10 protein-coding genes are annotated in these 17,226 nt (G+C 65.3%); 9 read left to right on the forward strand and 1 reads right to left on the reverse strand.

What is annotated here, in order from left to right; genetic code table 11:
• The first annotated feature begins 290 nt into the window (after positions 1-290).
• Entirely contained in the window at positions 291-2,690 is a 2,400-nt protein-coding gene (locus tag NYR97_RS02195) for a TonB-dependent receptor plug domain-containing protein (protein WP_316696448.1), read from the forward strand.
• A 522-nt stretch (positions 2,691-3,212) separates the two neighbouring features.
• On the opposite strand, the gene NYR97_RS02200 is transcribed toward NYR97_RS02195, so the two are convergent.
• Positions 3,213-4,406 (reverse strand): cytochrome P450, encoded by a 1,194-nt coding sequence (locus NYR97_RS02200; protein ID WP_316696449.1) that lies wholly within the window; start codon positions 4,404-4,406, stop codon positions 3,213-3,215.
• A gap of 474 nt (positions 4,407-4,880) precedes the next feature.
• Here NYR97_RS02200 and ybaL point away from each other — a divergent pair, with 474 nt between their 5' ends.
• The 8 genes from ybaL to NYR97_RS02240 all read left to right on the forward strand — a co-directional run bounded on the left by ybaL (position 4,881) and on the right by NYR97_RS02240 (position 17,124).
• Positions 4,881-6,578 (forward strand): YbaL family putative K(+) efflux transporter, encoded by a 1,698-nt coding sequence (ybaL, locus tag NYR97_RS02205; protein WP_316696452.1) that lies wholly within the window; start codon positions 4,881-4,883, stop codon positions 6,576-6,578.
• Positions 6,579-6,793: 215 nt separating this feature from the next.
• A complete protein-coding gene (locus tag NYR97_RS02210; RefSeq protein ID WP_316696453.1) occupies positions 6,794-7,555 on the forward strand; it encodes an HpcH/HpaI aldolase family protein in 762 nt (253 codons plus the stop codon).
• Positions 7,556-9,688 carry a TonB-dependent receptor family protein gene (locus tag NYR97_RS02215; RefSeq protein ID WP_316696455.1) on the forward strand — a complete coding sequence of 711 codons (2,133 nt, stop codon included), beginning with the start codon at positions 7,556-7,558 and terminating at the stop codon, positions 9,686-9,688.
• Between the two features lie 232 nt (positions 9,689-9,920).
• On the forward strand, positions 9,921-11,147 hold the full coding sequence (locus tag NYR97_RS02220) for an ATP-grasp domain-containing protein (protein ID WP_316696456.1): 1,227 nt from the start codon (positions 9,921-9,923) through the stop codon (positions 11,145-11,147).
• A complete protein-coding gene (locus NYR97_RS02225) occupies positions 11,144-12,946 on the forward strand; it encodes an IucA/IucC family protein (protein WP_316696458.1) in 1,803 nt (600 codons plus the stop codon). Before NYR97_RS02220 ends, NYR97_RS02225 begins: the two co-directional genes overlap by 4 nt.
• A complete protein-coding gene (locus tag NYR97_RS02230) occupies positions 12,943-14,151 on the forward strand; it encodes an MFS transporter (RefSeq protein ID WP_316696461.1) in 1,209 nt (402 codons plus the stop codon). The genes NYR97_RS02225 and NYR97_RS02230 overlap by 4 nt, the downstream gene beginning before the upstream one ends.
• Positions 14,129-15,898, forward strand: a complete 1,770-nt coding sequence (locus NYR97_RS02235; protein ID WP_316696462.1) for an IucA/IucC family protein — start codon at positions 14,129-14,131, stop codon at positions 15,896-15,898. Before NYR97_RS02230 ends, NYR97_RS02235 begins: the two co-directional genes overlap by 23 nt.
• Complete coding sequence (locus NYR97_RS02240; RefSeq protein ID WP_316696464.1) at positions 15,895-17,124, forward strand: type III PLP-dependent enzyme; 1,230 nt, start codon at positions 15,895-15,897, stop codon at positions 17,122-17,124. The genes NYR97_RS02235 and NYR97_RS02240 overlap by 4 nt, the downstream gene beginning before the upstream one ends.
• The last annotated feature ends 102 nt before the right edge of the window (positions 17,125-17,226 follow it).

A 17,226-nucleotide genomic window follows, 5' to 3' on the forward strand; every position in this document is an offset into this window, starting at 1 on the left:
CACAGCGCTGAGGCGCTGCAGGTAAGTAACGCCGCAGCATCGCTCCCCCTCTTGCATCGATGCGCGAGGGGGAGATCAACGCTCTTCTTCAGCAAGGATGCGCAACGCAGCAGCATGGCTGCGTCACCGGCCGACGTCATTGCTGCACACGCCGTCTCCGCCACGCGGAACACATCTGGCGCGCAAGCACGACGGGCCACGCAGTACGCAGTCGCACTCCAGTCGCACTCCCCCGAGCAACACGCGCATTTCCTTCCTGCGTCCTTCATCCCCTTTGAGCCTTCATTCCCATGCACACCTCCAACGCACTTTCGCTTGCGATTTCGGTCGCACTCACCGTCTGCACGTTCGCCGCCAGTGCGCAGTCGCAATCGACCCAGCCGCAGAAAACCCTGGATACCCTGATCGTCACCGGCACGCGCGTGAGCGATCGCACGGTGGCCGAATCCGAATCGCCGATCGACATCATCACCGAGCAATCACTGCAGGCCACCGGAGCGACCGATATCGCCAGCGCGCTGGGCAAATTGCTGCCGTCGCTGAACTTCCCGCGCCCGGCGATCTCTGACGGTAACGATGCCGCGCGCCCGGCCACCCTGCGCGGCCTGTCGCCGGATGCGGTGCTGGTGCTGGTGGATGGCAAGCGCTATCACACCTCGTCGTTGATCAATTACAACCCGTACGTGGGCCGTGGTTCGGCACCGGCGGATCTGAACTCGCTGCCGATGTCGGCGATCGCGCGCATCGAAGTGCTGCGTGATGGCGCCTCGGCGCAATACGGCTCCGATGCGATCGCCGGCGTGGTCAACATCGTGCTCAAACATGGCGCCGATACCGGCAGCAATACCGTGTCGATCAACGGCGGCATCATGGACAAGGGCGATGGCGAGCAGAACGGCATCGACGGTTCGGTCGGCATACCCTTCGGCGGCAGCGGCGGCGATACGGCACCGGGCTGGGTGCGGCTGTCCTGGAACTACCAGAACACCATGAGCACCAATCGTGGCGAAAACACCAACCGCGCCACCACCGTGCCGGGCACGCCCAATCCGGGCGGTGTGCCGTATCAGCGCCATGGCGACCCGGCCTCCAACTTCTATCAGGGGCTGGCCGCCTTCGGTTACGAGTTCTCGCCGAACCTGGAACTGTACGGCCACCTCAGCATGAGCCGCCGCGAGGTCACCTCCAACGGCTATTACCGCGCGGCCGACAACACCGCGCGCAATGTGCAGGCGATCTATCCGAACGGCTTCCTGCCGCAGATCTACAACCCCACCAACGACCGCTCGGCGGTGCTGGGCCTGAAGGGCAGCACCGAGAGCGAATGGAATTGGGACGTGTCGGCCACCTACGGCAAGAACGACATGAACTTCAATATCCTCAACAGCATCAACACCAACCTGTACTACACCACCGGCAGCTCGCCGACCAACTTCAATTCCGGCGGCTTCGAAACCGAACAGGGCACGATCAACCTGGACGTCAACAAGTCCTTCGACTGGGGCCTGGCGTATCCGGTCAATGTGGCCTTCGGTGCCGAGCATCGCCAGGACCGCTACCAGATCACCGCCGGCTCGCCGGAGTCGTACTTCTTCGACCCCAACACCATCAATCCCGACGACGGCGCGCCGTATCCGGGCGGCGCACAGGTGTTCTCCGGCCTGGAGCCGACGGTGGCCGGCAAGTTCGGACGCCACAGCAATGCGGTCTACGCCAACCTGGAAGCGGACATCACCGACAAGCTGTCCGGCGGCATCGCCGGGCGTTACGAAAACTACAGCGATGCCGGCTCCACGCGTTCGGGCAAGCTGTCGGCGCGCTACGCCTTCAGCGACACCTTCTCGCTGCGCGGCACCATCTCCAACGGCTTCCGCGCACCGTCGCTGGCCCAGCAGAACTACGCCTCGGTGGTGACGCTGATCCAGAACGGCGAGCTGGTGCAGGTCGGTACCTACCGCACCTCCGACCCGGTCGCAGTGGCGCTGGGCGCCGGCCCGCTGAGCCCGGAGAAATCCACCAACTACGGCCTGGGCGGCGTGTGGCAGCCGACCGCCAACTTCACCTCCAGCCTGGACGTCTACCAGATCCGCATCTGGGATCAGATCCTGTATTCGGACCAGTTGCAGCTGGCGCAGCCGATCGGCCAGGTGGCTGCAGTGCAGTTCTTCGTCAACGGCGCCACCAGCCGCACCCGTGGCGTGGACTGGATCAACAGCTACCTGGCCGATCTGGGCAACTACGGCAAGCTCAATCTCAGTGCCAGCGCCAACTACAACAAGACCACCATTCTGGAGTTGTCCAACCCCAACTTCGGGCGCGCCAGCCAGGGCCTGCTCACCGATGCCACCCCGCGCACCAAGTACATGGCGGCGGCGGACTGGACGCTGGGCGGCTTTGCGCTCAACTTCAACGCCACCCGCTATGGATCGATCAAGCGCATCAGCGACCCGGTCGATGGCAGCCAGGACCAGACCTACGACGCGCGCTGGTTGTTGAATCTGGCCGCCAGCCAGACCTGGAACGCGTTTACCTTCACCGTGGGCGCGGACAACCTCACCAACCAGTATCCGACCAAGGCACAGTTGAACACTGCCTATGACGACCGCGCTGGCGGCCTGCAGTATTCGTCGTTGTCGCCGTTTGGTTTCAACGGGCGCTACTGGTATGGCCGGGTTACCTACCGGTTCTGAGTAGCGGCGCTTGATCGTAAAGTGCTGATCAAAAGTTCCGATCAGCACATCTATCACGCAAACACCGCCGAGCGATCGGCGGTGTTTGTCGTTTTGGGCATTCACAATGCACTTGAGACTCCATGGACGGATTCACGGCATGTCCCGCTAACGGTGAGGGCATCGTGCCCTCGACCAGCTCGGCTTAGGAACATCCAGACTCCGCTGAAGTTCAAGAGCTCGGTCGCCTTGAGAGGTAATCGAACGGTGTGGATGCGTCGGTTGTAGAGCGGATGATCTGCGGGTTTGCTGCAGGGTCCTTGCCCGCCCACCATCGCGGGACACGCTGCAAGTACGTCCCTGTAAGCTCTTACGCGGCATCCATGCCGCGTAAGGTCCCGCGACGGTGAGCGGGCAAGGACCAGTCGAGATGGTCGGTGTGCAGGGTTGCAAGCAGTAGACGCGAAGGCGGGTGTGGCCTACACGTTGCCGCCATCTGTGCAGTGTCCAGGAGGTTTCGTTGGCTGCTCTTGAACGCTCACCTCACCAGCAGGCAAGCAGCGCATCCACACCACGCAGGTTGGCGCGATCGTTCCAGCTCAACGCGTCGAGTTGCTGCAGGCGAAGTGCCGGCAGATGCTCGAGCAATGCGGCAAGCGCGGCTTCCATTTCGATCAACGCCAACCGATTGCCCAGACAGTGGTGGATGCCACCACCGAACGACAACGCGCGGCCCTGCTGGCGTCGGATATCCAGCACCTGCGGGTCGGTGAATTGCAGCGTATCGTGGTTGGCCGCGCCCAGCATCAGATACAACATCGTGCCCTTGGAAACGGCCACCCCATCGATCTCGAAATCCTGCAACGCGGTGCGCGTGGCGATCTGCACCGAGCTGTCGTAGCGCAGGCATTCGAGCACTGCATTCGGCATCAGGCTCGGGTTTTCCTGCAGCAGGCGCAGTTGCTGCGGATGCCGATGCAAGGCGACCAGCGCATTGCAGATCATGTTGGAGGTGGTTTCGTGGCCGGCGAAAAACAGCAGGATCACGTTGGAGACGATCTCCTCATCGCTCAAGCGGCGGCCCTCGTCTTCGGCCTGGATGAAACGCGAAATCAGATCCTCGCCGCCGTTGTTGCGACGTTGCTCGATCACGGTGTGGAAATAGGTTTCCAGCTGGATGAAGGCAGCGCTGGTGGTCTCCAATTCCGCAGGCGTCATCATGGGATCGAAGACTTTTGCCAGGGCGCTGGTCGCGTGACTCAGCGCGGTGACATCGGCTGCATCGATATCCAGCATCCGGCAAATGATGGCGATCGGCAGCGGAAACGCGAACTCGGTCAGCAGATCGCAGTGGCCCCTGGCTTGAAACGTCTCGATCAAGCTGGCGGCAGTGTCGCGGGCGATTTCGCGCATGGAGTCCATCTGCCGCGCACCGAAGGCCTGTGTCATCAATCCGCGCAACTGGGTGTGCACTGGCGGGTTGAGCAGCAGAAACATGCGGCTCATGCCCTGAAATAGCGGCATTTGCACTGCCGACTCGCCGTAGCGCAGGCGGATGCTTTCCAGATAATCGCGTCCCACCCGGCGATCGCTGAGCAGGCTGTCCACGATCTTGTAGTGGCCTGACATCAGTCGCCTTTCGGCCACCTGCACCAGCGGCCCTTCGGCACGCAAGCGTGCGTAGGTCGGATACGGATGGTGCCGAAAGACGGGTGTTGCGAAATCGCTGAGATGCATGGCCTGGCTCGTGTGGGGTCACCATCCGCAGATGGACGATGGGGGCTGGGGCGATAAGGACTTGGACGTGATGAAGAACGCAGGCTCTTCAACAGGAAATGGCTGATTGTCAGCGGCAATTGTCGGCCGACATCGCGCACGTGCCTTGCCCGGGCGCGAAGCCTTGTCGTCAAAGTTGATTCGGCGTTGCCTGTCTGTGCAGTGCATCTCGCTGTCACTGGCGCACGCACGCTCGTGCAGTCCACATGCCGCGCCCAACGCGTGCATCCGTTTGCGTGCATGCGCCACGTGTCGCATCGCGTTAATCAAGCGCTGTGTACTATGGGCGTCCGGCCAACCGGACCAGCAACGCGGTCCTGTTCCCCCCGCGCCGGACTCCAGCCATGACTACGCAATGCCCGCAGGCGATGCCCGGCGCAGTGCCGTTGGCTGGGTCGCCCTCGATGTTCTCGGACACTCTCACAACGGATTGGAATGCATCACGACACCAGCCTCATCGACATCATCGCCGTCGGCCTCGCGGTCGCTTTCGTGCTGGGCACGCTCGCACAGAAAGTGAAGCTCTCGCCGCTGGTCGGCTATCTGCTGGCCGGCGTCTGCGTCGGGCCCTTTACACCCGGCTTCGTGGCCGACCAGACCATGGCCAACCAGCTGTCCGAGCTGGGTGTGATGCTGCTGATGTTCGGTGTGGGCCTGCACTTCTCGCTCGACGATCTGATGGAAGTGAAATGGATCGCGATTCCGGGCGCGCTGGCGCAGATCGTGGTCGCCACGCTGCTCGGCTGGGCACTGGCCTGGAGCATGGGCTGGCCGTTGATGCATGGGCTGGTGTTCGGTCTGGCGCTGTCGGTGGCCAGTACCGTGGTGCTGCTGCGCGCACTGGAGGAGCGCCGCCTGCTGGAAACCCAGCGCGGCCGCATCGCGGTGGGCTGGCTGATCGTCGAAGACCTGGTGATGGTGATCGCGCTGGTGATGTTGCCGGCCTTGGCCGAGGTGCTGGGCACCGGCGCGCCAACGGCCGCGCATGACCGCGAATCCACCTCGCTGCTGGCCGCGCTCGGCTTGACGCTGTTCAAGATGGTGGCGTTCGTGGCGGTGATGCTGGTGGTCGGACGCCGGGTGATTCCGTGGTCGCTGGAAAAGGTCGCCGCCACCGGCTCGCGCGAGCTGTTCACCCTGGCCGTGCTCGGTATCGCGCTGGGCGTGGCGTTCCTGTCGGCCACGCTGTTCGGGGTGTCGTTCGCACTGGGCGCGTTCTTCGCCGGCATGTTGCTGAAGGAATCCGAGCTCAGCCACAAGGCCGCCAGCGATTCGCTGCCGTTGCGCGATGCATTCGCGGTGTTGTTCTTCGTGTCGGTCGGCATGCTGTTCGACCCGATGATCCTGGTCGAGCATCCGTGGCAGGTGCTGGCCACGTTCCTGACCGTGACCCTGGGCAAGTCGCTGGCCGCGTTCGTGATCGTGCGTGCGTTCGGCCACCCCACCGGCACCGCACTCACCATTTCCACCAGCCTGGCGCAGATCGGCGAGTTCTCCTTCATCCTGGCCGGGCTGGGCGTGCAGCTGGCGATCCTGCCGGAAACCGGGCGCGACCTGATCCTGGCCGGTGCGCTGCTATCGATCATCGCCAACCCGTTCCTGTTCTCGTGGCTGGACCGTTGGCAGGCCAGGCAGGCGCAGGACGCCCCGGCCAAGGTGGAGCCGGAACTGCCGCCCGGCCCGCCGCTGCCGCTGGACGGCCATGCGATCGTGATCGGCTATGGCCGCGTGGGCAGTGCGCTGGCGCAATTACTGCGCAGCCGCGGCGTGCCGGTGCTGGTGATCGATGACAACGGCGACCACGTGGCCAAGGCGCATGCGGCCGGCATTCCCGGCATCCGCGGCAGTGCGGCGGCCGACCGCGTGCTGGCCGAAGCGCGCCCGGAGCACGCCAAGATCGCGATTCTTGCGATCCCTCAGCCGCTGGAAGCCGGCGAGGCGCTGGCCAAACTGCGTGCGATCAACCCGTCGCTGACGCTGCTGGCGCGTGCGCACAGCGATACCGAGGTCAAGCACCTGCTCGAACACGGCGCCGACGGCGCCGTGCTGGCCGAACGCGAGCTGGCCTATTCGCTGGCCGAGATGGTGATGTCCACGCCGCCGTACCGAGCATTGCGCGTGCCGGCCTCGTAAGCTGCAGCGCAGCATCAGGCGACACCGTACGAACAAAAAACCCGCCGACGCTGTCTGCGGGTTTTTTATTGGCCGCCATCATTCAGTACGGAAAGGCCTGCCGCAGTGCCTTGATCAAACTGCGACCAGGGCACCACAAACCGCCCTCCAGACACACTTGATAATCATTCCCATCAAGAGCAGGATGAGCGCCCGTTTCCTTGGCGGCCTCATCCATGGCGTTTGCGGTTGGCGTTCTCAATGCGTTGCCAAGCGTGCAGCTGTGCGAGCTGCTGGGCCGGATCGGCTATGGCTTTGTGGTGCTGGATCTGGAGCATGTGCTGCGCGCGCCAGATGAGCTGGAACACGCCATACGCGCATGCGAGCTGTCCGGCTGCGAGGCCTGGGTGCGCGTGCCGGAGGTGGACGAGAAACTGATCGGCCGGGTGCTGGATGCCGGCGCGCGCGGGATCGTGATTCCGCGCGCCGAATCGGCCGCACAACTGGCTGATGCCATCGCCGCCGCACGGTTCCCGCCACTGGGCCGGCGCGGCATCACCGGCGGGCGTGTCACCGGCTTTGGCAACGTCGATCTGCCCAGCTACATCGCACGAGCCAATCGCGATATCCGCATCGTGCCGATGATCGAAAGCGCGGCTGGTGTTGCTGCGTTGCCCGAGATGCTGGCCGTGCCCGGTGTGGCGCTGGTGATGGAAGGCGCACTGGATCTTGCGCTGGATCTGGGCCTGGGCCCGCAACCGACCCATCCACAGGTGTGGGAGCTGCTGCTGCAACTGCATGCGCACTGCGTTGCGGCCGAGGTGCCGTTCTGCCCCAATCCGCGCACCGATGCGCAACGCGCGCACTGGCTGCAACAGCCCGATCTGCGCTGGCTGCTTGCCGGCGAAGACCGTGCGCTGATTCAACGCGCACTGCGCGCTCACCTGGCCACGTTCGCCGCACCCACTCCACCACCCGCCTGCAGGAGCACGCCGTAGATGTCGACGTTCCGTTTCCACGCCCTGGCCATCGCCATCGCTGCGATCACTTTGACCCTGCCGCAGTTGGCGTTCGCCATCGAGTCGCCGGATGTCGATGCCACCGATGCGCAAACGCCGATCCGCGCACTGGATGCGATCCAGGTGCAGGGCAGCCTGCTCGGGCGTTCCAAACCCGACGATGTGCAGCGCTATGCCGGCAGCCGCCAGGTGATCGATCGCGAACAGCTGCGCAACGGTGGCAACCGCTCGCTGGACGATGCGTTGCAACGCGTGCCGGGCATCAAGATCTTCGACGAAACCGGCACCGGCGCGTTGCCGCAGCTGATGCTGCGCGGCCTGTACGAAAGCCGCAGTGGCCGTTTGCAGGTGCTGGAAGACGGCATTCCACTGGCATTGGCACCGTATGGGCAGACCAGTCTGTCGCTGTTTCCGGTGGGGCTGAATCAGATCGACCGCATCGATATCGTGCGCGGCGGTGCGGCCGTGCAGTACGGGCCGAACAACGTGGGCGGGGTGATCAATCTGGTCAGCAAGGAGATCCCCAGCGCATGGAGCACCACGCTGGCGCACAAGGTCACCGCCGGTGGCCAGGGCCAGTTCCTGCAGGACAGCGCGCTCAGCAGCGGCGGCTATCTCACCGATAATTTCGGCCTGCAGGTCGACGCCAATCGTACCTACGGCGAGTACTGGCGCGCGCACAGCGATACAGACATCAGCAACCTGCGCGTGCGTGCGGAGTGGTGGCTGGACGACACCAAGTTGCTCAAGGCCAGCGTGCAGCGTTATCTGGTCGACATGGATCTGGCCGGCGCGCTCAGCCCGGACGATTATCGGCGCGACCCGCGTCAATCCACGCGCCCGCTGGACAGCTTCAATGGCCGCACCACGCGTGCATCGCTGAGTTATGAGCAGCTGTTTGGAGACTGGGGGCCGCTGAAGGATGTCCGGTTGTCCTGGACCAACTTCAGCGCGCGCAGCAGCCGCAACTTCATCGTCGGCATGCGCCAGGCCGCCACCGAAACCTGGCGTTCGGACCTGCCGCCGCAACTGCGCCAGACCGCACCGCGCGACTTCCGCGTGGTCGGCAGCGAGCCGCGGCTGAGCTGGAACATGGGCGATGCCGGTGGCGTGCGTCAGCAGTGGACCGCCGGTGTGCGCGCCGTGCACGAAGACATCGATTTTCTGGTCGGCAATCTGCGCCTGCGCGATGGCCTGTTCACCAGCGTGCGCGATTGGCAGTTCGAAGATCGCGCGTTGGCCGCGTATGTCAGCAACGCGATCACCCTGCCTGACGAACGTTTCACCATCACCCCGGGCCTGCGTTACGAGCGGCTGGATTCGCGTTATTTCAATCGGGCCACCGGCGTCAGCACACTCAACCAGACCCGCGATGTGTTGCCGGGTCTGACGGTCGGGTTTCAGGCCAACGCACAGTGGTTCTTCTATGCCGATGGGCAACGCTCGATGCGTGCGCCGCAGGTCACCCAGATCATCTTCGGCAACAATCTGGATGCCGAACTGGCCTGGAACTACGAGGCCGGCACGCGCTATCAGCCCAACGAGCGCACCCGCATCCAGCTCGGCGCGTATCTGATCGATTTCGACCAGCAGATCCAGCTGGACAACACCACGCGCGTGTTCCGCAACCTGGGTAAGACCCGTCATCAAGGCGGCGAGCTGGAACTGCAATGGAGCCCGGAGAATCTGCGTGCGCTCACGCTCAATGCAGGCTATGCGTATCTGGATGCGAGCCAGGAATCGGGCGCATTTCGCGGCCTTCGCGTGCCTTACACCTCACGCAATCAGATCACGCTGGGCGGCAACTACACGCTCGGTCGCACCACTGTCGCACTGTCGAGCTACTACTTCAGCAAGGCCTATAGCGACGCGGCGAACACCGTGCAGGAGAATGCGATCGCCTCGGTGGGCCAGTTGCCGGCCTACATGGTGTGGAACACGCAGGTAAGCCATACCCTGCTCGAACGCGATGGACAGAAATTCAGCGCGTCGCTGGCGATCAACAACCTGTTTGATCGGCAGTACTGGTTCCGCGGTGTGGATACCAGCCCGTGGGGCCGCCAGGCCGCGCCATCGCGCACCGTGACTGCCGGGCTGGAGTACACGTTCTAAGCCTTCCACCTGGCACCTGCCGTAGCGACCGACGTACAGGGGCGTCGGTGGTCTGACGGCAACGGCGTTCGCGCTGGCGAGCGCCGCAGACAACACGGCGTGCATGAGGCACGCCTCCCTGCCGCAGCATGCGGCATGCGATCACCGTATCGCAGGCCACCCAACGCCCCGCGGCGCCAGGCAGCCCGTTTCGATACCGGTTTTTCCACCGTCCTGTTGAACGAGAGCTGCCATGACTGCGACATCCGCTGCACCGTTGGTGATCCTCACCCATGTCTGCCATCCGGCCATCACCGAAGGCTTTCTGCCTGCCGCGCACGCGCTGGACCTGCCGGTGTGGCTGCTGACCGATCACCGACTCGATCACCTCAGCCATTTCCGCGAGCACCCGGCACACGCACCGCAGCGGGTGATCGAATGCGATGTGTTCAATCCGATCGGCGTGCTGGATGTGCTGCACGACGCCGATGTGTCGCCGCGCGCAGTGTTCAGCAACAGCGATCATCTGCAGACCAGCACCGCGCTGGTTGCCGCCGGTCTGGGCCTGCCGGGCAAGGATTGGCAGGTGTGCTACGCGGCCAAGAACAAGGCGGCGATGCGTCAGCGTTTACGTGCGCGCGGACTGCCATCGCCGTGGTTCTGCACGCTGGCGCCGGGCGCAGCGTTGCCGGCCGAGATTGCGTGGCCGGTGGTCGCCAAGCCGCGCGAAGGCGTCGCCAGCCTGGACGTGCGCCACTGCGCCGATGCCGTGCAACTGCAGGCCTATCTGGACGATGTGTGGCAACGCCATCCGCAGCGCACCGTGTTGCTGGAGGGCATGCTGGAAGGGGCGCTATTTACGCTGGAAACGCTGGGCGACGGCCACACGCTGCAGGCGCTGGGCGGCTTCAAGGTGCGCTTGTCGCCGCCGCCGCATTTCGTGGAATGCGAAGCGCAGTGGGATGCACGCGTGGACACGCCGGTGATTGCGCAGGCGCTGGAACAACTGCGCGCTTTTGGCGTGGGTTTCGGGCTGTGCCATAGCGAATTCATTCTTACCGCCAACGGCCCGGTGCTGGTGGAGATCAACTACCGCAGCATCGGCGACCGCCGCGAATTCCTGCTCGACAGCATGTTCGGCAAGCAGTGGTTCAACGCCGCGCTGGCGCCGCATCTGGGCCTGCCGCTGCCGCAACTGCGCAGCGATCGCGCACATGCCTTGCTGCGTTACTACGTCGCCGAGCAGGACGGCGAGTTGGTGGCCGCCAGCGAAGACCGCCGCCATCACACCGCGCACAGCGATGTGCAGTACCGGCGCATGCGCGCGCCGGGCGAACGCATCCGGCTGAGCCATTCCAACAAGGATTACCTGGGTGTGCTGAGCGCGCTGGCCAGCGATGCACAGGCGCTGCAACAGGCGGTGGTGCATGCCGAAGCGGGGCTGCAGTGGCGGATCGATGGCGCGGAGCTGCGCGCATGAGCAGTGCCGCCGACCAACGCTATATCGCCAGCCGCATCATCGATGCCTGCCTGCGCGAAGACCTGCGCGGGATCGCCACCCGTGGCAGCGCCGCAACGCCCGATGCAACGCTGCTGGCGATATGGACCGACCCCAGCCCGGTGGAAGGCTGGTGGCGCATCGCGCATCTGCCCGATGGCACGCTGTGGTTGCCGATCCATCGGCAGGGCTATCTGCAGGACATCAGCGCCTGTGGCGATAGCTGGATTGTGCAAAATGCTGACGGTGCGCATGTGGAACGCGGTGCGCAGGCCTGGCTGCAACGCATGAGCGCCCAGCTCGACATGGGCACGCAGCAGTTGCATCGCGCCTATGCCGAAGAAGCAGAATGCGCCGCTGCCCACCTCGGCCTGGCGCGCCAGGCCTTTGATGCACAGGCACCTGCGCTACTCAACGCGCTGCAGCATGCAGATGCGGCCGAGCGTGCGTATCGCTGCGATCAGTTGGCGAGCTATCGCGATCATCCGTTCTACCCGACCGCACGCGCCAAGGCCGGGCTGGATGCCTCGGAACTGCGCGATTACGCACCGGAATTCGCGCCTACCTTCGCGCTGCGCTGGCTGGCGATTCCGCGTGCGCAGGTCACCTGTACCAGCGCGTTACCGGCCGAGCTGTGGCCGGACTTCGCCACGCTGGGTCTGCCGCCCGAGCTGGCCGATACGCACATCGCCTGGCCGGTGCATCCGCTGGTGTGGGCGCGGCTGGAGCAGGACGGCTTCGCGCTGCCTGCAGGCAGCTTGCGTGCACCGCAGGCCTGGCTGGAGGTGCGCCCTACCCTGTCGGTGCGCACGCTGGTGCCGCTGCTGCATCCGCAGCTGCATCTCAAGTTGCCGATCCCGATGCGCACGCTGGGCGCGCTCAATCTGCGTTTGATCAAGCCCTCCACGCTGTACGACGGCCACTGGCTGGAACGTGCATTGCGCCGCATCGATGCGCTGGATCCCGCACTGCGCGGCCGCTGCGTGTTCGTGGACGAATCGCATGGCGGGCATGCGGGTGAGACGCGTCATCTGGCCTATCTGCTGCGGCGTTATCCGCCGCTGGGCGACGCTACGCTGGTGCCGGTTGCTGCGCTATGCGCGCTGTTGCCGGATGGCCGGCCGATGGCGATCCATCTGGCCGAGCGATTCATGCAGGGCGATGTCTTGCGCTGGTGGCGCGATTACACGGAGCTGCTGCTCGCCATCCATCTGCGCCTGTGGCTGCGCTACGGCATCGCACTGGAAGCCAACCAGCAGAACAGTGTGCTGGTCTACGCCGATGGCCAGGCGACGCGGCTGTTGATGAAGGACAACGACGCCGCGCGCGTCGCGCTGCCGCAGTTGCGCGCGCAGCTGCAGGACCTGGATGCGTTGGGCACGCTGCACGATGCGCGTATCGCGGTGGACGACCCGCACGCCCTGGCGCAGATGTTCTGCACCATCGTGCTGCAACTGGATCTGCAGGCGGTGCTGGAAGGTCTGGCCGAATGGCAGCCCGCGCTGCGTGCGCCGCTGTACACGCAGCTGCAGACGCAGTTCGCCCTGACGCTGGCGCAACTGGACGTCGATGGCATCGACACCAGCCCCGCGCGCCGCCTGCTGGCCGCGCCGCGGCTGCCGGTGAAGTACCTGCTCAGCGCCGGCAGCCTGCTCAGCAAACAGCTCACCGGTGCGAGCGACATCAACAAGTTCTACGGCGATAGCGCGCCCAATCCCTTCGGCGAGGCATTCGCTGGCGCGCAACACACGCTGCGTCGGCAAGCGGGCGCTCAGCGATGAAGCGTGTGCTGGGCCCGGTGCTGGCGGCGCACTACCTGGCCGCCTTTACCGCGTTGGGCATGCCGTTGTTTCTGCCGCAGGTATTGGCCGAACTGGCGCCGTCGGCAGCGATTGGCTGGAGCGGTGTGCTGTACGTGCTACCGACGCTGTGTACGGCGTTGACGGCAAGTACCTGGGGACGCCTGGCCGATCGCTATGGACGCAAGCGATCGCTATTACGTGCGCAACTGGGGCTCGCAGTGGGCTTTGCGATCGCCGGCTTCGCGCCGTCGCTGACCTGGCTGGTACTCGGGCTGATTGTGCAAGGCACCTGCGGCGGCTCGCTGGCGGCGGCCAATGCCTATCTTGCCAGCCAGCCGCAGGCCGGACCGTTGGCGCGTGCGCTGGACTGGACGCAGTATTCGGCGCGCCTGGCGATGGTCAGCGCGCCTGCGTTGTTGGGCCTGGCATTGGCGCTGGGCCCGGCGCAGTCGCTGTATCGCGCGCTCGCGCTGTTGCCGCTGCTGGCGTTCGCGCTGACCTGGCGTTTGCCGGCCGATCGGCCTGCGGTGCCGCCGACAGCTTCCACTGCGAAGTCGATGCCCTCCAGGCACGCAGCTGGGTCGGCGCAGTCGGCCTCACCACAGGCAACCACCACGGCCAGCGCACTGTGGCCTGCACTGATGATCGCGCAATTCCTGTTCTGCTTCGCGATGGTGGTGACCTTCCCCTACTTCATCCCGTATGCGCTGGCGCGCGGCGCCGGCCACGACGCGCTGGCCGGCCTGCTCTACAGCCTGCCGCATCTGGTCTATCTGGTGGTGCTGCCGTGGTGGCGTCGCGGCGATGGCGAGGCGTGGCTGGTGCCCGGCCTGGTGCTGTTCGCCGTGGCCTGCGTGTGGCAGGCGCTGTTGCACGACCCCATCGCGCTGGCAGTTGCGCGCGTGCTGTTCGGGTTCGGCATGTTGTTCGGCCTGCGTGGGCTCAACCGCAGCCTGGCGATGGTCGCCAGCGGACACGGCGCCGGGCGCTTGTTCGGTCGCTTCGATGCCTGCGGCAAATGGGCTGGCGTGTTCGCCGGTGCCGCTGCCGGCGCGCTGGCCCAGGCGGCCGGTCCTGCAACCCCTTTCCTGGCTGCCGCGCTGGCTGCGGCGGCCGCTGCGCTCACCGTTCTGGTGCGCTTCCCTTCGAGGAGATCCGCCGATGTCGCCGCACACGATGCATGACCCCTGGTACGACAGCATGGCCGACGCGCAGGCCTGCACCTGCTGGTTGAACTGCTACCTGCGCGAATTCGCGATTCCGCAGCGCGCAGTGGACTTCGATTATCGCGGGCTGGATCGCCCAGGCCCGCGCGTGGCCGAGCAGCGCTGGCTGCGCATCGCTCTGGGCGACACCGGCGCGCTGTGCGTGCGCATTGCCTATGCCGATCGCCTGGGCCGCTGCCGCTTCGCCTCCACGCCGTTTCTCAAGAGCGCCGGCCAACCGTGGCAGAGCCTGGATGCGCATGCCTTGGCGCGCTGCCTGCTGCAGTCGCTGGGCAGCACGCAGGCGGTCAATCCGGAACTGCTCGCGCAAAGCGCCAACAGCGTGGCGATCACTGCTGCGTTGTTGCGACAGGCACAAGGCACCTTGCCGACCGGTGAGGCGATGATCGATGCCGAGCAATCGATGCTGTGGGGGCATGCCTTGCATCCCACTCCTAAGAGTCGCGAAGGCATCGATCTTGCGCAAGTGCTGGCCTGCGCGCCGGAAACGCGTGCGGCGTTCCAGCTGTTCTGGTTCCGCATCGACCCACGACTCTTGCGCATGCAGGGCCGCGATGTACGTGCAACCTTGCAGCAGCTGTCCGGCAGCGAGGATCTGTATCCCTGCCATCCGTGGGAAGCGCAGCGGCTGCTCGACGACCCGCTGCTGCGCACCTTGCAGGCGCGCGGCGTGATCGAGCCGGTCGGCATGCTGGGCGATGCACTGCGGCCAACCTCCTCGGTGCGCACGCTCTATCACCCGGGACTGGATTATTTCCTCAAGTGTTCGGTACATGTGCGGCTGACCAACTGCGTGCGCAAGAACGCCTGGTACGAGCTGGAAAGCGCGGTCGCCCTCACCGAACTGCTGGCACCGAGCTGGCGTGCATTGGCGGTGCAGGTACCCGGCTTCGATGTGATGCTGGAGCCTGCGGCCACATCGCTGGAGATCGCGCAGCTCGACCCTGCGCTGCACGCCGCCGACCCGCTGGCAGCGCGTGGCTTGTCCGAGAGCTTCGGCATCCTGTATCGGCAGACCCTTCCTGCCGCGCAACGTGCGCGTTGGCAGCCGCAGGTGGCTGCCGCGTTGTTCACCTGCGATGCGCAGGGCAACAGCGTGTGTGCGGCACGCTTGCAGGCCTTGGGCAGCGCGCAGATGGATCGCCACACCGCCACGTTGCTGTGGTTCCGTGCCTATGCCGGCTTGTTGCTGGATGGTGTGTGGAGTGCCTTGTTCCAGCACGGCATCGCGTTGGAACCGCACCTGCAAAATACCGTGATCGGTTTTGCCGATGGCTGGCCGACACGGGTATGGATCCGCGATCTGGAAGGCACCAAGCTGCTCGCACACCACTGGCCCGCCACGCGTTTGCAGGGCGTGGGCGAGCGCGCACGGCAATCGCTGTACTACACGCCGGAACAGGGCTGGAATCGTGTGGCGTATTGCGCGCTGGTCAACAATCTGGCCGAGGCGATCTTCCACCTCACCGAAGGCGATGACGTGCTCGAAGCGCGCCTGTGGCACTGCGTCGGCGAGATCGCCGCACGCTGGCAGCAACGTCATGGCGCGCACGCCGCGCTGCAGGGCCTGATCGACGGCGCGCCGCTGCCCGGCAAGAACAATCTGGGCACGCGGCTGTGGCAACGCGCGGATCGTCAGTCCGATTACACCGCGCTGCCCAATCCCATTCCACACGTCGCGACCGCGCGCCAGGTGGCGGCATGAGCCTGCGCATCGATACCGCCGCAGTGATGGAGGCGTTGCCGCACCTGCGCGAACACAGCGATGGCCCGATCTGCGCCTACGTCTACGACCTGGCCGCACTGCACGCGCATGCGGCATGGATGCGCGCGCAATTGCCGGCCGAGTGCGAGCTGTTCTATGCGGCAAAAGCCAATGCGGAGCCGCCGATCCTGCGCACGCTCGCCCCGCACATGGATGGCTTCGAGGCGGCCTCCGGTGGCGAACTGGCCTGGCTGCATCGGCAACAACCGCAGGCCGCGTTGTTGTTCGGCGGACCCGGCAAGCTCGATAGCGAACTTGCCCAGGCCGCCGCGCTGCCCGACTGCACCGTACATGTGGAAAGCCTTGGCGAGCTGGAACGCCTGGCCGCCACTGCAGCGCAGGCCGGCCGCTGCGTGCCGGTGTTCCTGCGCATGAACATCGCCGTGCCCGGCGCGCAGAGCACGCGTCTGATGATGGGCGGGCAGCCCTCGCCGTTCGGCCTAGACCCGGACGATCTGGATGCGGCGATCCATCGGCTGCGTGCAAGCCCCTCGCTGCGGCTGGAAGGCTTCCATTTCCATCTGATGTCGCACCAGCGCGATGCCGGCGCGCAGCTGCACCTGATCGCCGCCTATCTGCACACCGTGCAGCAGTGGCGGCAACGCTACGGGCTCGGCCCGTTGCGGGTGAATGCAGGCGGTGGCTTCGGTGTGGATTATCTGGCGCCGGAATGCTCGTTCGATTGGGCCGGCTTCTGCGCCGGCTTGCCCGCGTTGCTAAGCGAACATGGCGACGCACTGCGTCTGCGGTTGGAGCCGGGGCGCTATGTCAGTGCCAGCTGCGGCTGGTATCTGATGGAAGTGCTGGACCTCAAGCGCAGCCACGGCGCCTGGTTTGCGATCGCCCGCGGCGGCACCCATCACTTCCGCACCCCCGCCGCGCAAGGCCACGATCACCCGTTCCATGTGTTGCGTGGCGCACGCGCGCCCGTGCTGCGCGACATGCCGGTGACGCTGGTCGGGCAGCTGTGCACGCCCAAGGACGTGCTGGCGCGCGACCAGCCTATCGCGGCACTGGCGCCGGGCGACTGCCTGGCCTTCCCGCTGGCTGGCGCGTATGCGTGGAATATTTCGCACCAGCAGTTCCTGATGCATCCACCGCCGCAGATGGTGTTTTTGCCAGCATTAACTGATTTATCGCTCAGTCCGCGAGAGGCGAAGACTTAGAACACAGAGCAGGCCAGTTGCTAAAGACAACAGTCAAGGCTCATGTAAAAACTCTCAAGCCAGCACGAAGACAGGGCATTTCTTCCTCAACCAACCTGGACT

Source organism: Xanthomonas hydrangeae (assembly GCF_032697525.1).
Lineage (GTDB): Bacteria > Pseudomonadota > Gammaproteobacteria > Xanthomonadales > Xanthomonadaceae > Xanthomonas > Xanthomonas hydrangeae.

Excerpts from the sequence above, each read along its gene's own strand:
- NYR97_RS02195 (WP_316696448.1), top strand. The coding sequence starts at position 291 with ATGCACACCTCCAACGCACTTTCGCTTGCGATTTCGGTCGCACTCACC.
- NYR97_RS02200 (WP_316696449.1), bottom strand. The coding sequence starts at position 4,406 with ATGCATCTCAGCGATTTCGCAACACCCGTCTTTCGGCACCATCCGTAT.
- ybaL (WP_316696452.1), top strand. The coding sequence starts at position 4,881 with ATGCATCACGACACCAGCCTCATCGACATCATCGCCGTCGGCCTCGCG.
- NYR97_RS02210 (WP_316696453.1), top strand. The coding sequence starts at position 6,794 with ATGGCGTTTGCGGTTGGCGTTCTCAATGCGTTGCCAAGCGTGCAGCTG.
- NYR97_RS02215 (WP_316696455.1), top strand. The coding sequence starts at position 7,556 with ATGTCGACGTTCCGTTTCCACGCCCTGGCCATCGCCATCGCTGCGATC.
- NYR97_RS02220 (WP_316696456.1), top strand. The coding sequence starts at position 9,921 with ATGACTGCGACATCCGCTGCACCGTTGGTGATCCTCACCCATGTCTGC.
- NYR97_RS02225 (WP_316696458.1), top strand. The coding sequence starts at position 11,144 with ATGAGCAGTGCCGCCGACCAACGCTATATCGCCAGCCGCATCATCGAT.
- NYR97_RS02230 (WP_316696461.1), top strand. The coding sequence starts at position 12,943 with ATGAAGCGTGTGCTGGGCCCGGTGCTGGCGGCGCACTACCTGGCCGCC.
- NYR97_RS02235 (WP_316696462.1), top strand. The coding sequence starts at position 14,129 with ATGTCGCCGCACACGATGCATGACCCCTGGTACGACAGCATGGCCGAC.
- NYR97_RS02240 (WP_316696464.1), top strand. The coding sequence starts at position 15,895 with ATGAGCCTGCGCATCGATACCGCCGCAGTGATGGAGGCGTTGCCGCAC.